Source organism: Streptomyces sp. 1-11 (assembly GCF_007176755.1).
Taxonomy (GTDB): domain Bacteria; phylum Actinomycetota; class Actinomycetes; order Streptomycetales; family Streptomycetaceae; genus Streptomyces.
The window spans coordinates 155,075-168,846 of record NZ_BJTV01000005.1 but is presented as its reverse complement, the minus strand read 5'-3'; the positions used below and the strand labels follow the sequence as shown (position 1 = coordinate 168,846).

15 protein-coding genes are annotated in these 13,772 nt (G+C 74.0%); 9 read left to right on the top strand and 6 right to left on the bottom strand.

Features of this window, described 5'->3' with window-relative positions; all coding sequences use genetic code 11:
- Positions 1 to 8 precede the first annotated feature (8 nt).
- Both TNCT1_RS12705 and TNCT1_RS12700 read right to left on the bottom strand, forming a co-directional pair.
- Positions 9 to 257, bottom strand: a complete 249-nt coding sequence (locus TNCT1_RS12705; RefSeq protein WP_143631002.1) for a DUF397 domain-containing protein — start codon at positions 255 to 257, stop codon at positions 9 to 11.
- Positions 254 to 1,099, bottom strand: coding sequence for a helix-turn-helix transcriptional regulator (locus TNCT1_RS12700; RefSeq protein WP_308789278.1), 846 nt, complete (start codon positions 1,097 to 1,099; stop codon positions 254 to 256). Before TNCT1_RS12700 ends, TNCT1_RS12705 begins: the two co-directional genes overlap by 4 nt.
- A gap of 126 nt (positions 1,100 to 1,225) precedes the next feature.
- On the opposite strand from TNCT1_RS12700, the gene TNCT1_RS12695 reads away from it, so the two are divergent.
- The 3 genes from TNCT1_RS12695 (at position 1,226) to TNCT1_RS12685 (ending at position 3,455) form a co-directional block, all read left to right on the top strand.
- Entirely contained in the window at positions 1,226 to 1,753 is a 528-nt protein-coding gene (locus TNCT1_RS12695; protein WP_143631001.1) for an ATP-binding protein, read from the top strand.
- Between the two features lie 188 nt (positions 1,754 to 1,941).
- On the top strand, positions 1,942 to 2,811 hold the full coding sequence (locus TNCT1_RS12690; protein ID WP_143631000.1) for a helix-turn-helix domain-containing protein: 870 nt from the start codon (positions 1,942 to 1,944) through the stop codon (positions 2,809 to 2,811).
- Positions 2,812 to 2,861: 50 nt separating this feature from the next.
- Positions 2,862 to 3,455, top strand: coding sequence for a Uma2 family endonuclease (locus TNCT1_RS12685; protein WP_143630999.1), 594 nt, complete (start codon positions 2,862 to 2,864; stop codon positions 3,453 to 3,455).
- A gap of 19 nt (positions 3,456 to 3,474) precedes the next feature.
- On the opposite strand, the gene TNCT1_RS12680 is transcribed toward TNCT1_RS12685, so the two are convergent.
- Positions 3,475 to 4,401: a DUF3027 domain-containing protein gene (locus TNCT1_RS12680; RefSeq protein WP_143630998.1), complete on the bottom strand. Its 927-nt coding sequence runs from the start codon at positions 4,399 to 4,401 to the stop codon at positions 3,475 to 3,477.
- 394 nt (positions 4,402 to 4,795) lie between these two features.
- On the opposite strand from TNCT1_RS12680, the gene TNCT1_RS12675 reads away from it, so the two are divergent.
- The 4 genes from TNCT1_RS12675 to TNCT1_RS12660 all read left to right on the top strand — a co-directional run bounded on the left by TNCT1_RS12675 (position 4,796) and on the right by TNCT1_RS12660 (position 8,319).
- Positions 4,796 to 6,199, top strand: coding sequence for an MFS transporter (locus tag TNCT1_RS12675; RefSeq protein ID WP_143630997.1), 1,404 nt, complete (start codon positions 4,796 to 4,798; stop codon positions 6,197 to 6,199).
- A 62-nt stretch (positions 6,200 to 6,261) separates the two neighbouring features.
- A complete protein-coding gene (locus tag TNCT1_RS12670; RefSeq protein ID WP_143630996.1) occupies positions 6,262 to 6,762 on the top strand; it encodes a DUF2771 domain-containing protein in 501 nt (166 codons plus the stop codon).
- Complete coding sequence (locus TNCT1_RS12665) at positions 6,732 to 7,481, top strand: futalosine hydrolase (protein WP_174266263.1); 750 nt, start codon at positions 6,732 to 6,734, stop codon at positions 7,479 to 7,481. Before TNCT1_RS12670 ends, TNCT1_RS12665 begins: the two co-directional genes overlap by 31 nt.
- Entirely contained in the window at positions 7,471 to 8,319 is an 849-nt protein-coding gene (locus tag TNCT1_RS12660) for a 1,4-dihydroxy-6-naphthoate synthase (RefSeq protein WP_143630995.1), read from the top strand. Before TNCT1_RS12665 ends, TNCT1_RS12660 begins: the two co-directional genes overlap by 11 nt.
- 43 nt (positions 8,320 to 8,362) lie before the next feature.
- Here TNCT1_RS12660 and TNCT1_RS36810 read toward each other — a convergent pair whose 3' ends face one another.
- Entirely contained in the window at positions 8,363 to 8,746 is a 384-nt protein-coding gene (locus tag TNCT1_RS36810) for a cold-shock protein (RefSeq protein WP_143630994.1), read from the bottom strand.
- A gap of 161 nt (positions 8,747 to 8,907) precedes the next feature.
- Here TNCT1_RS36810 and TNCT1_RS12650 point away from each other — a divergent pair, with 161 nt between their 5' ends.
- On the top strand, positions 8,908 to 9,171 hold the full coding sequence (locus TNCT1_RS12650; protein ID WP_143630993.1) for a hypothetical protein: 264 nt from the start codon (positions 8,908 to 8,910) through the stop codon (positions 9,169 to 9,171).
- Here the strand turns inward: TNCT1_RS12650 and TNCT1_RS12645 are convergent.
- Together TNCT1_RS12645 and TNCT1_RS12640 are read right to left on the bottom strand one after the other, a co-directional pair.
- Positions 9,135 to 9,764: an HAD family hydrolase gene (locus tag TNCT1_RS12645; protein WP_174266262.1), complete on the bottom strand. Its 630-nt coding sequence runs from the start codon at positions 9,762 to 9,764 to the stop codon at positions 9,135 to 9,137. The genes TNCT1_RS12650 and TNCT1_RS12645 overlap by 37 nt on opposite strands.
- A gap of 308 nt (positions 9,765 to 10,072) precedes the next feature.
- Positions 10,073 to 11,062, bottom strand: coding sequence for a hypothetical protein (locus TNCT1_RS12640; RefSeq protein WP_143630991.1), 990 nt, complete (start codon positions 11,060 to 11,062; stop codon positions 10,073 to 10,075).
- 122 nt (positions 11,063 to 11,184) lie between these two features.
- Here TNCT1_RS12640 and TNCT1_RS12635 point away from each other — a divergent pair, with 122 nt between their 5' ends.
- Entirely contained in the window at positions 11,185 to 13,716 is a 2,532-nt protein-coding gene (locus tag TNCT1_RS12635; protein ID WP_143630990.1) for a helicase C-terminal domain-containing protein, read from the top strand.
- Positions 13,717 to 13,772 lie beyond the last annotated feature (56 nt).

Genomic DNA, 13,772 nt, shown 5'->3' with positions numbered 1-13,772 from the left:
GCCCCGCGTCAGCGGTGGGAGGCGTAGGCGACGAAGGTCGCCCAGGTGGCGGGGGTGACGGTCAGGAGGGGACCGTCGTCCTGCTTCGAGTCGCGTATGTGGATGGTGGAGGGCGTGGGAGCCACCTCCAGGCAGGAGTCGGCCTCACTGCTGCTGCTGTAGCTGCTCTTGAACCAGTCGAGGGCCACTTCTACGCAGGAGTCGCCTTCGGGACCGTCACTGTGGCTGCTCTTGAACCAGACCAACTCGCGGATCATGTCTCTCCCAGCAGTCGCTCGATGAAGGCCACCGACTCCCGTGGGGAGAGAGCCTGAGCCCGAATGGTGCTGTACCGCAGCTCAAGGATGCGGAGCTGTTTCGGGTCGGAAACCGGGCGGCCGTTGTAGGCCCCGTCGGAGCGTCCCAGTGCCGTACCGTCTCCGAACTTCAGCACCTCGATCTTGCCACTCAGACCCGGGTGAGCCCCAGAGTCGGTCGGCATCACCTGCAGCGTGGCATTGCGAAGCTGAGCGACACCCAGCAGGTGTTCGAGCTGCTGGCGCCACACCATCGTGCCCCCCACCTTCCGGCGCAGCGTCACCTCCTCCTGTACGAAGCTGAGCGCTGGAGCCGGGGAGCGCTCGAAGATCGCTTTACGCGCCATGCGGGCCGCTACCAGGTTCTCCAACTCGTCCACGGCGTAAGCGGACTGGGACACCTCGAACAGCGCCCGCGCATGCTCCGGTGTCTGCAGCAAGCCGTGGATGCTCAGCCCGACGTACACCCCGTACTCGACGGCCTTGGCCTCCATGTCGGCCAAGTCCCGAACCCGCTTCGGGTACCGGACCTTCGCCACGTCCTCCTTCATCGCGGCCAGCAGCCCGCCCGCGCTCAGTACCTCGTCCGCCTTGTCCAGGAACTCCGGGCGCGGGATCCGCTTGCCGCTCTCCACCTTGTAGACCATGTCCTCGCCGTAGCCCACGACCCTGCCGAACTCGGCCGCGCGCATGCCCACCGCCTCGCGGCGCAGCCTGAGCTGGCGCCCGACGGTGGTGATGACGGCGACTCCCCAGTCGTCGTCCGGGTCGACCTCCCAGCCCGGCTCCTCTTCCTCCGCCACGCCGCGCCCCCTTCCCACCCGCACCGTCCCGACAGACCGGACACCCTCGGACAAGCCCCGGACAGTGACTCTACGTACCGACACGATCACTGTTCACGGTAGGCGCACGCCGACACCCTGAGTGACGTGAATCAGCAAATCTCCACCCGTGTCCCGAACTTCAGCGTGCGGCTCTCCCCCACACCGCGCGGCGCCCGACTCGCCCGGCTGCTGTCGACCGAACAACTCAGCTCGTGGGGAGTGCCGGTGGACCCGGCGGCGCTGATCGTGGCCGAGCTGGCGGCGAACGCGGCCACGCACGGGCGGGTGGCGGGGCGGGACTTCCGGCTCACGCTCTACGTCGTCGCTCAGGTCCTGCGGATCGAGGTGACCGACACCCGCGGCGACCGGCTCCCCCGCGTCGGCGACGCGGACCCGGACGGCGCCTCGGGGCGCGGGTTACTCCTGGTCGACGCGCTGGCCGACCGCTGGGGCGTCATGCCGGGCCTACCGCCCCGCAAGACGGTGTGGGCGGAGATCGCGCTGCCACCGCGACCCGGGTTTCCGTGCTGCGGTGACGACGGCTCTCTTTCCCAAAGGACCACCGAGGAGAAAGAACCCCGCCAAACCCCACCCCTCCCGCCCACGAGGGCACAGACTCACTCTCCAGGGTGAACATCGCCAACACGGCTGGCGTGGCGCCCCGTTGATCGCTCTACGCTCGGCGCAGCGAGCCCAGCTCGTCGCAAACCGGAAAAAAATAGCGGCCCCCGGCCGGGAGTAGCGATCCCGATCGAGGGCCTGACCACCTAGGAAGCAAACCCTTCCCGATGGCTACCCACCTAGGAAGCAAACCCTTCCCGATGGACACCCAGCACCGTAGCGCGCCCGTGCCCGCCCAGTCCCGAGTTGTCGCCAAGAACCACCCGAACCGGCGGTCGCCCGTCGGCGGGCTGATCCACGACAACACCCGCCACTCCGCCCGCTTCACCGTGGTCGGCAACCACCTGGCCCAGCACCCGGAGCTGTCCGGTCTCGCGATCGGGCTGGGAGTGCACATCCAGTCGCTGCCCGCGGGCTCCCGCGTCGACATCAGGACCCTGACCGCCCGCTTCCCCGAGGGCGCGGTCCGGATCGCCGCCGCGCTGCGGGAGCTGGAGGCCCACGGGTACCTGAGGCGCGAGCGCACGCGCGGGTCCGACGGCCGCATCGTCACGCGCACGGTCTCCTGCAACCAGCCGGGAGGCCGCGGGGACGAGCGTGCCCCCGAGCCCCGGAGCGCGGCCCCGCCGCCCCGGCGGAAGAAGGCGGCCGCACGCCGGGCGCTGCCGCCCGTACCGCGCCCGGCCCGGCCCTCCCCCACCCTCGTCCAGCAGGCCGCGGACCTGCTCGCGGAGCTGCGCCGCCACGACTCCCGTCTGCTGCTGTCGGCGCAGGACACCGCCCATCTGGCGCCGGGCGTCGCCGCCTGGCTGGAACGGGACGCGCCGCCCGCTGCCGTACGGCACGCCCTGACCTCGGGTCTGCCGGACGAGCCCCTGTGCCGTCCCGCGGCCCTGCTGGCCCACCGCCTCGCGGCCCGGCTGCCCCCACCGCCGCCGTTCCACGCCCCGGCAGCGCCGCCGCCGGTCCGGCACCCGCTCCAGAACTGCGAGGGCTGCGAGCGCGCCTTCCGGGCAGCGGCCCCGGGACTGTGCCGTGGCTGCCGATCCGGCCGCCCGGGGGCCGCCTAGCATGAAAGCGACGATCCTTGCCTCTGGGCAGACGACGAGGAGCGAGCGCCATGACCATCGCACCGGACAACGCGCGGCAGGGCACCTCTCACGTGTACCGAGCGATGCGGAAACTCGTCGCGTCCATGGACGACACCATTCCGGGCAAATTCGAGATCACCAAGAAGGGGATCGTTCACGACATGACGGCGCCCGTCGGTCCGCATGAGCTGACCACGCTGCATCTGCGGAAGCGGCTCGAGAAGGTCATGCCGGACGAGATCGTCGCCCACACCGGGGAGCCCGACGTCGAGGACGAGTCCGAGGGCATCCTGCGGCGTCCCGACGTCATGGTGATCGCCTGGAAGGACATGGAGGTGCCGGGTTCCTTCGACCCGCGCACCCTGATCGCCGCGATCGAGGTCGTCTCCCGCTCCAACCCGGACAACGACTGGGTCGGCAAGACGCGTGACTATCCGCTCCTCGGCATCCCCGTCTACGCGGTCTTCGACCCCCGCACGGGCACCGGCGCCGTCCTCACCGACATCCACTCCACCCCGGACGGGCCGCGCTACGCGACCCGCAAGGACTTCGTCTACGGCGAGGACGTCACCATCGGCGACTGGACCATCTCGTCGGAGAACCTGCCGCTCTACGGCGACTGATCCGCACCGGGGTGCTCGCTCAGGAGTGGCCCAGCTCCGCCGTCTCCTCGTCGCCCGCCTCCGGGACCGAGCCCGAGTCGCGGGCCGGGCGGAGCGGGAAGACGTCGATCCGGGTCTCGTCGACGACCGGCGGGGCCGGCTGCGGGGTCTTCGGCATGACGGCCGCCTCGGAGTGGCCGCCGCAGCCGTAGGACAGGGAGACCACCCGGCCGTCGGCCGGGGAGAACTCGTTCGCGCAGACGCCGAAGGCCTGGCCCAGCGAGCCGCCGATCGGGGCGAGGAAGCCGCAGCTCAGGCAGGTGGCGGGGGCCGCCTGGGCCATCGGGGTCTTGGGGCCGTACGCCTCCTCCCAGCGGTCGGCGGCGACGTGCAGGCCGTAGCGGGACAGGACCCGGGCGCGGCGCATGCCCAGTTCCTCCGCCACCGAGGCGATCGAGCCGCGGACGGGCGTCGTCGGCTGGACGGCCGGGGCGCCGGGAGTGACCTCCGCGTCCTCGGCCTCGGCCAGCTCCGCCATCTCACCGGACACGACCGAGTTCGGCGGGGGCTCCTCCTCGCCCGTGTAGCCGGGCTCCAGGCGCAGGTCCTCCTGGTCGGTGGGGAGCAGGTCGCCGGGGCCGAGGTCGCCGGGGCGCAGGCGCTCGCTCCAGGGCACCCATTCGGGGGCGAGGAGGGCGTCCGGACCGGGGAGCAGGACCACCTCGTCCAGGGTCACGAACTTGGCGCGGGAGGCGCGGGCGACCGTCGCGGCCCAGCGCCAGCCCCGGTACCCCAGTTCCTTGCACTCGAAGAAGTGCGTGACAACACGGTCGCCCTCCGACACCATCCCGACGTGCTCGCCCACCACTCCGGGTGCGGCGGCCTCCTCGGCGGCGGCGCGGGCGAGGTCGACGGCCTCGGCGCACAGACGGTCGGGGGTGCGGCTTCGCGTTGTCGCTGCGCTCACAGGTATCGCTTCTCTCCTACGCCGTCTGCAATGAGTGCGGCTGCCTCCGGCGGTTGGCGGGACGGAGCGGACCTGGGGGCCGCATCGACGTCCGCATCCGATCGCGCTCGGGCGCACCTCTGCCATCCATTCTGCGTTATGGCTGAGATACGCACGCTACCCGGTCGCCGGTGGTCGGGGACAGTCCGCCGCTGCCCGGCGATGTTTCCCGAGCGGCCGCGCGTGCCGGTTGGCCGAGAACCGGCCCCGGCGGACGGCCCGGTTGGCCGAAAGCCGACCGGTTCGCGGGCAGGCGTCCGCCCCGGGGTGATCGGGGGGCGGGCCGGCCGTCGCCGGGTGGCCGGCCGACTCGCTTGGATCCAAACCGCACTATCGGGCGGGGTCTCGGGGCACTATGAACGACGTGGCAGCCACGGACAAGGGCAGCGTTCGGGGTGGCGGTTCGGGCCGGGTCGGCGGTGCCGTCCGCTCGGTCGGCCGCGCCCTGCACCTTCCCGTGACCGGGACCGCGCGCGGCATCCGGAGGGTCACGCACGCCCACGGCGCGGGCGAGTCGGGGCTGGGCAAGCTGATCGAGCTGCACGCGGTGAACGGCGCCGGGGACGTCATGATCACGGTCGCGCTGGCGTCGACCGTGTTCTTCTCGGTGCCGACCGACGAGGCCCGCGGGCGGGTCGCGCTCTACCTCGCGATCACCATGGCTCCGTTCACCGTCCTGGCGCCCGTGATCGGGCCCCTGCTGGACCGGCTGCCGCACGGGCGGCGGGCCGCGATGGCCGGGGCGATGCTGGCCCGGGCCCTGCTGGCGCTGATCATCTCGGGGGCGGTGGCGAACGGGAGCCTGGAGCTGTATCCCGCCGCGCTGGGGGTGCTGGTCGCGTCCAAGGCCTACGGAGTGGTCCGCAGCGCCGTCGTGCCCCGGCTGCTGCCACCGGCGTTCTCGCTGGTGAAGGCGAACTCCCGGGTCACCCTCGCCGGGTTGCTGGCCACCGGGGTGGCCGCGCCGATCGGGGCGGGGCTGCACGCCCTCGGTGATCCCTGGCCGCTGTACGGAGCGTTCGTGATCTTCGCCGCAGGGACGTTTCTGTCTTTCTCCCTGCCGCGCAAGGTCGACTCCGCCAAGGGCGAGGACGTGGCGCTGCTCGCGGCCGACGAGCAGCACCTGCACGGGGAGCGGCGCAAGCAGCAGGCCAGGCGGCCGGGGCTGCGGACCGTGGGACCCGCCGTCACGCACGCCCTGGCCGCCAACGCCGCGCTGCGCTGCCTGTCCGGCTTCCTGATCTTCTTCCTCGCCTTCCTGCTGCGCGAGCACCCGCTGACCGGGGAGAGCGCGGCGGTCTCGCTGGGGATAGTGGGGGTCGCGGCCGGTGCAGGCAACGCGCTCGGCACGGCGGTGGGCGCCTGGCTGAAGTCGAAGGCGCCCGAGATCATCATCGTGACGGTCGTCGCGGTGGCGCTGGGCACGGCGGTCGTGGCCGCCGTATTCTTCGGGGCCTTCCTCGTGGCCTGCCTGGCCGCCGTCGCCGGGTTCGCCCAGGCGCTGGCCAAGCTGTCGCTGGACGCGCTGATCCAGCGGGACGTGCCCGAGCAGGTGCGCACCTCGGCGTTCGCCCGGTCCGAGACCCTGCTGCAGATGGCGTGGGTGTTCGGCGGCGCGGTCGGCATCGTGATGCCGCTGAACGGCACTCTGGGCCTGGCGGTCGCCGCCGCGTTCGTGGCCGCCGGCTGGCTGAGCACGCTGCGCGGGCTGCTCGCCTCGGCCCGGCACGGCGGCCGGACCAGGGCGCGAGTGGCGTAACGAACCGGGCACGCCGCACCCCACGTGGGCGGACGGCTGCGGGTGCCCGATAGCCTTCGGTCATGACCACGCTGCCCCGCGGCGAAGCCGCTGATGTAACACGTGCTGTGCGACGCCGCCGCGCCGTCGCCGCCGCCGGCGCCGTTACCGCCGGACTGCTCGTCCTTTCGGCCTGCGACAAGCCGACGCCCGTCGCGACCGTCACCGTAGGCCAGGACTCGGTCAGCTCGGAGGCGCTCTGCTACAACGACGGCAAGTCGCTGGACGCCAAGTCGATCGCCAAGTGCGCGAAGAACTCCAAGGACATCAAGTCCATCAAGGTGGGCCAGGACCAGGAGGTCCGCTTCGGCGTCGACCCGAAGATCGCGGACGCCGGCTGGACGATCCTGGTGAACGGCAACCCGTTCTCCGAGTCGAGCCACCTGACCACCCGCACCCTCCCGTACAACGCGTTCTTCAACCAGCAGTACGGCACCCAGGGCGACACCAACACCGTGTCCGTCCAGATGGGCAGCAACCCGCCCAAGGGGCTGTGGTCGTTCAAGGTGAAGAAGGCGAGCTGACCACGCCTTCCGCACGCTTCCTCGTCGCCACCGCCGTCCCGGCCGAACGGGACGCGGTGGCGGGGGCCTTCCCCGGCGGGACGACGGCGGTCCCCCTGCCGGGCGCCGCACTCGTCCGGGTCCCGGGCGGGTGCGACCTGCTGGCCGCCGGCGTCGGACCGGCCCTCGCGGCCGCCTCCACGGCCGCCGCGCTCACCGCGGCCGCACTGGCCGGCACGCCCTACGACCTCGTCGTGTCCGCCGGGATCGGCGGGGGCTTCCCGCCCGCGGCGCCGCTCGGCTCGCTCGTCGTCGCCGACGCGATCACGGTGGCCGATCTGGGCGCCGAGACCTCCGACGGCTTCCTCCCGGTCACCGAGCTGGGCTTCGGAACCATCACCCACCGGCCGCCGGAATCACTCGTACGAGCGGTTGCCCAGGCCACCGGCGCACGTGTCGGCACCGTCCTGACCGTCTCCACCGTGACCGGCACCGCCGGCCGCGCCGCCGAGCTGCGCGAGCGTCACCCCCGGGCCCTCGCCGAGGGCATGGAGGGGTTCGGCGTCGCCGAGGCGGCCGCCGCGCACGGCGTGCCCGTGCTGGAGATCCGCGCGGTGTCCAACCCGGTCGGCCCGCGCGACCGCGCCGCCTGGCGCATCGGCGAAGCCCTCGCCGCCCTCACCGAGGGCTTCGGGAAGCTCACGCCCGCACTGGAGAGTTGGAACCCACATGACCGCTGATCAGCTTCAGATCGCCTACTCGCCCTGCCCGAACGACACCTTCGTCTTCGACGCCCTCGCGCACGGCCGCGTCCCCGGCGCCCCCGCGCTGGACGTGACCTTCGCCGACATCGACATCACCAACGGGATGGCCGAGCGCGGCGAGTTCGACGTGCTGAAGGTGTCGTACGCGGTGCTGCCGTACGTCCTCGACGAGTACGCGCTGCTGCCGTGCGGCGGGGCGCTGGGCCGGGGCTGCGGTCCGCTGGTGCTGACCCGCGAGGCGGGGGCGGAGCTGACCGGGGGCACGGTCGCGGTGCCGAGCGAGAAGTCCACCGCCTACCTGCTGTTCCGGCTGTGGGCCGCGGACACCCTGCCCGGCGGGGTCGGCGAGATCGTCGTCATGCCGTTCCACGAGATCATGCCGGCCGTGCGGGACGGCAAGGTCGACGCGGGGCTCGTCATCCACGAGGCGCGCTTCACCTACCAGAACTACGGGCTGCACAAGCTCGCCGACATGGGCGAGCACTGGGAGCGCACGACCGGGCTGCCGATCCCGCTGGGCGCGATCGTCGCCAAGCGCTCGCTGGGCGAGGCGGCGCTCGGCCGGCTCGCCGAGTCCGTGCGCGCCTCCGTACGGGCCGCCTGGGACGACCCGGAGGCGTCCAGGCCGTACGTCATGGCGCACGCCCAGGAGATGGACCCGGCCGTCGCCGACCAGCACATCGGGCTGTACGTGAACGAGTTCACCGCCGATCTCGGCGACGACGGCTACGCCGCGGTCCGCGGGCTGCTCACCCGCGCGGCGGCCGAGGGGCTCGTGCCGCCCCTCGGTCCGGACGCGCTCGCCTTCCCGTAGGCCGCCGCCGGGCGGGCCCGGCCGGAAGCGGCCCCGGCCGGAATCAGACGTCGAGCTGGTCGGCGACCGCGCGCAGCAGGCCGGCGATCTTCTTGCCGGAGGTCTTCTCCGGGTAGCGGCCCCGCTCCAGGCCCGGCGTGATGTTCTCGAGGAGGGTGGTCAGGTCCTGCACGATCGAGGCCAGCTCGTCGGGCTTCTTGCGCTGGGCCGCCGCGACCGAGGGCGCCGGGTCGAGCACGGTCACCGACAGTGCCTGGTCGCCGCGCTGACCGGCGACGACCCCGAACTCCACCCGCTGTCCCGGCTTGAGCGCGTCGACTCCGGCGGGAAGTACCGAGGAATGGACGAAGACGTCACCGCCGTCGTCGCGGGAGAGAAAGCCGAAGCCCTTCTCACTGTTGAACCACTTGACTTTGCCGGTGGGCACGTCTGTCCTCGTCCTCGTACTCGTCGGAAAATGCTCGGAAACGGCTGGTGATAGCAGAGAGCGGGCCGACCATGACCCGCCGCTACCAAGGCTAATGGTCTTCGGGCGGGTGACAAGACGTCCCCCGGTTGTTCTCTCGCGCTGGGAACTACCCTGGTCCGGTGCGTGACAAAACCCAACCGAATTCCGCCGGGCCCGGTGACGGACTGATCCGCGCCGGCGCCATCGTCTTCTTCGTCGGGGCCGTGGCCACCCTCGTCACGATGGCCCCGCTGCTGCTCGGCACGAAGCCTTTCCCGACGTTCATGTTCGGCCTGAGCATGCTCATGGCCGTCGGCTTCCTGATCGCCGGCGCGGGAATACTGCGTTCCGTCGCCGCCGGACGCCGTCAGGCCAGGGAGGCCGCCCCGGGCGCCTCGCGGTAGCCGGCCAGCCAGGCCGGGAACGCGCCGAGGTCGTCCAGCACGACGTCCGCACCGGCGGCGCGCAGTTCGTCGCCGTCGCACGGTCCGGTGGCCACGGCCACCGAAAGGGCGCCCGCCGTGCGGGCGCCGCGGACGTCACCCACATGGTCGCCGACGTACACCCGCGCGCCGTACTCGCGCAGCGCCAGCGCCTTCTGCTCGGCCCACAGGTCCCCGACCACCACGTCCGGTTCCAGGCCCAGGTGGGCGAGGTGCAGCTTGGCGTTCGGCTCGTACTTCGCCGTGACCACCATGGTCCGCCCGCCGGCCGCCCGCACCGCCTCCATCGCCTGCCCGGCCCCGGCCATGGCGGGCGTCGCGGCGATCGCGGTCGCCGGGTACATCTCCCGGTACAGGTCGGCCATCGCGGGGACCCGCTCCGCGGGGAACCAGTTGATCAGCTCGTCCGCGAGGGGCGGGCCCAGCCGGGTGACCGCGAGGTCGGCGTCGATGTACGTGCCCGTCCGCTCCGACAGCGCCAGGTAGCAGGCGCGGATGCCGGGGCGGGAGTCGATGAGGGTCATGTCCAGGTCGAAGCCGACGGTGAGGGTCATGGGGGTCATTGTGCCTGGGGGCGCGGTGCGCCTTCGGGTGCGGTGCCCCTCCGGGTGCGTGCGCCTCCGGGTGCGGTGCGCCTCCGGGTGCGGGTGCGCCTCCGGGTGCGGGTGCGCCTTCGGGTGCGGGTGCGTGGGAGGCACCCGGCCTCCGGCCGGATGGGGGTTCCCACCCGCACCGCCCGTGCGGGTTTCGTGGTCGGGTGCGGGTGGCCCCGGCGGGGGGCCTTCGCCGTCGGCGGGTGCGGGTGGTCGGCCGGGGGCGGTGAGCGCGGGGGCCGGGGTCAGCGGGAGCGCTGGGGGCGGGGTCAGCGGGAGCGCTGGGAGCGCCAGACCAGGTAGAGGGCCGAGGCCACCGCGGCGCCCCGGACCACCCAGGGCCAGGTCTGGGTGAGGGCCTCGTTCATGTGGCCCTGGGCGATGGGGTCGCCCCAGCGGCCGGTGTTCCTGCCCCACAGCCAGACGAGGCCCGCCGCCACCGCCGAGCCGGGCAGGACGAGTACCGCCCACTTGGTCTCGGCCGGGGTCAGGCGCCGGGAGCCGTAGGCGATCAGCCAGCCGAGGAGCAGCGCGAACCAGTTGCCGAGCACGGCTCCAGCGACCAGCGCGGCGGCGGCCAGCAGCAGGAGCGGGTTGGTCCAGCCGGCGGCCGGGCGGGGCAGCGGCAGGAGGCGCCGGCGCGCGGGAGCCGTGACCTGCTCGGCCCGCTCCTTCGCCTCCGCCGGGTCCTCCGGGGCGGGGCGGTCCGCCTCCTCGGGGTCCTTCGGGGGGCGTTTGAGCAGGTCGGGGATCTCCACACCGCCCACGAAGCCCGGCACCGCGTCACCGGCCTGCATCCCGAACGGGCCGTCGTCCACCCGCCACCAGTCGGGACGGGCCGCGCTGTCCCCGAGTTCGTGCGCGGCCGCCAGGTGCGGCGGCGAGGCGCCCGCGCGCGGGGCGGGCGGCTCCGGCGCGGCGGGGCGCGGACGCGGTACGACCCGGCGCAGCCCCTTGGGCCGCGCCGCCGGCTCCGGCCCGGGCTCGCGCTGCACGGGGACGGCGGCGGGCGGCGGCTGCGGGGCCGCCGCCGCGCCGCCCGCGGCCTCGACCACCTCGTCCGGCGTGCCGAGCCGGTCCAGGATGCCGCGCACAGCGGCCGGGCTGTCCACGGCCGCTCTGGCGCGGTGCCGGTCGATCTCGTCGCGCAGTCGTGACACCAGCCGCATCCGGGCGGACGACGGCAACTGCCGTTGCTGAGCGACGTCCCCGACGCGGCTCAGATACTCGTAGACGACCTGATCGCTCTCGATCCCCACGGAACCCCTCCGGGGCGACGCCGATGAAACCCCTTGCCGATATGACCTGTTGAGGACGGTAGCGCAGACCGGCGCCGAACAGCCGCCCGGCGTTCGGCACGGCACCCGCTAACGTGGGTCAGATGAGCCCCGAGGCCAACTCAGCCCCCCGTTCCCTCGCCGAATCGCTCCGCATGAGGGACGACGCCTCGCTGGCCGCGCTGCTGCGCAGCCGCCCCGATCTCATCACCCCCGTGCCCACCGACCTCACCCAGCTCGCCACCCGCGCCGGCACCCGCGCCTCGGTGCTGCGGGCGCTGGAGCGGCTGGACCGGTTCGCCCTGCAGACGGCGGAGGCGCTCGCGGTGGCCCCGGACCCGGCGTCGTACGGCACGCTGCACGGTCTGATGGCCGGTGACACGGGGGACCCGGCCGTCGCCGCCGCGCTGCCCCGCGCCGTCGCCACCCTGCGCGAACAGGCGCTGGTGTGGGGCGACGACGACCGGCTGCGGCTGGTGCGCACCGCGCAGGAACTGCTCGCGCCCTCCGCGCAGCACCCCTCCCCCACCGGTCTCGGCCCGAGCGTGCAGGAGGCCACCTCGGGCATGTCGCCGGGGCGGATCCAGGAGATCGTCGCGTGCGCCGGTCTGCCCTCCACGCACGACTCGGTCTCCGCGGTGGCCGCGCTGACCGGCCTGTTCACCGACCGCAGGAAGATGGCCAAGCTGCTCTCCCAGGCGCCGGAAGCCTCCCGCGAGGTGCTGTCCCGGCTGGTGTGGGGGCCGCCGTACGGGCAGGTCACCCCGGATCCGGCGGCCCATCTGCGCTGGCTGCTCGACCGCGGCCTGCTGCTGCCGACCGCGCCGGGCACGGTGGTGCTGCCCCGTGAGGTGGCGCTGCACCTGCGCGAGGGCCGCGCCCACCGCGAGCCCGAGCCGCGTCCGCCCGCCGTCGAGCCCGCCACCACGCACGACGCTCAGGTGGTGGACGCCACCGCGGCCGGGCAGGCCTACACCGCGCTGGCCACCGTCGAGGAGCTGCTGAAGGACTGGGACGAGGGCGGGCCCGCGGTGCTGCGGGCCGGCGGTCTGAGCGTGCGGGACCTGAAGCGGACCGCGGTCGCCCTCGACGTGTCCGAACCGGTCGCCGCCTTCTGGGTGGAGCTGGCCTACGCGGCCGGCCTGCTCGCCTCCGACGGCGAGGCCGACGAGCGGTACGCGGCCACGCCCGCCCACGACGAGTGGCTGGAGCTGCCGCCGGCCGAGCGCTGGGCCCGGCTGGCCCAGGCCTGGCTGGCGGCGACCCGGACACCGGGGCTGATCGGCGGACGGGACGCCAAGGACCGCACGCTGTCGGCGCTCGGCCCGGGGCTCGACCGGTCCGCGGCGCCCGAGGTGCGGCACCGGGTGCTGACCCTGCTGGCCGGGCTCCCGGCGGGCGCGGCGCCGGCCGCCGACGCGGTCCTGGCCCGGCTGCGCTGGGAGCGGCCGCTGCGCGGCCCCCGGCCGGACGGGGAGGAGGACCTGCGCTCCCGGCTCGCCCGCTGGACCCTGGCGGAGGCGGAACTGCTCGGCGTCACCGGGCGGGGTGCGCTGTCCGCGCACGGCCGGGCGCTGCTGGGCGGGACCGCGCCCGGACAGCCGGCGGGCGGGGCGCGGTCCGCCGGACCCGGTGACAAGCTGCCCGTGCACCACCGTCCGGCCGCACCGGCCGAGCCGCCGACCGCCGCCGAGCAGGCCGTCGCCGCCGGCGCCGCCGCCCGGCTGCTCGCGCCGCTGCTGCCCGAGCCCCTGGACCACGTGCTGCTGCAGGCCGACCTGACGGCGGTGGCCCCGGGCCCGCTGCGGCGGCCGCTCGCCGAGACGCTCGGGGTCCTCGCGGACGTCGAGTCCAAGGGCGGGGCGACCGTCTACCGCTTCACGCCGGCCTCGGTGCGCCGTGCGCTGGACGCCGGGCGGGCCGCCGCCGATCTGCACGCCTTCCTCACCGCGCACTCCCGCACGCCGGTCCCGCAGCCGCTGGCCTACCTCATCGACGACGTGGCCCGCAGACACGGCCACCTGCGGGTCGGCGCGGCCTCCGCGTACGTGCGCTGCGACGACGACGCCCTGCTGAACGAGATCCTCGCCGACAAGCGGTCGGCCGCGCTGCGGCTGCGCAGGCTGGCGCCGACCGTCCTCGCCACCCAGGCGGACCCGGCGACCCTGCTGGAGGGCCTGCGCGCGATGGGCTACGCGCCGGCGGCCGAGTCCGCCGAGGGGGACGTGCTCATCGCCCGCGCCCATGCCCACCGCACTCCGCCGCGCACCGCGCCCGAGCCGGTGCCGGACGGCCCGCCGCCGCCCGACGCCACGCTGCTCTCGGCGGCGATCCGGGCCATCCGGGCGGGTGACCTGGCCGCCACCGCGCCGCGCAAGGCCACCGGCGCCGCTCCGGCCCGGGGCGAGCTGCCGCGCACCGGTTCCGCCGAGACCCTGGCCACCGTGCAGGCCGCCGTGCTGACCGGCGAGGCGCTGTGGATCGGCTACGTCAACGCCGAAGGCAGCGCCAGCCAGCGGGTGATCGCCCCGATCCGGGTCGAGGGCGGCTTCGTCACGGCGTACGACCACACGGCCGACGAGGTCCGCACGTACCCGCTGCACCGCATCACCGGGGTCGCCGAACTGGAGGAGTGACCCGGGCATGTCCTGCAGTCCGGTCAAGGGTCCTGGACGGCGCGTCCACGGGCAGC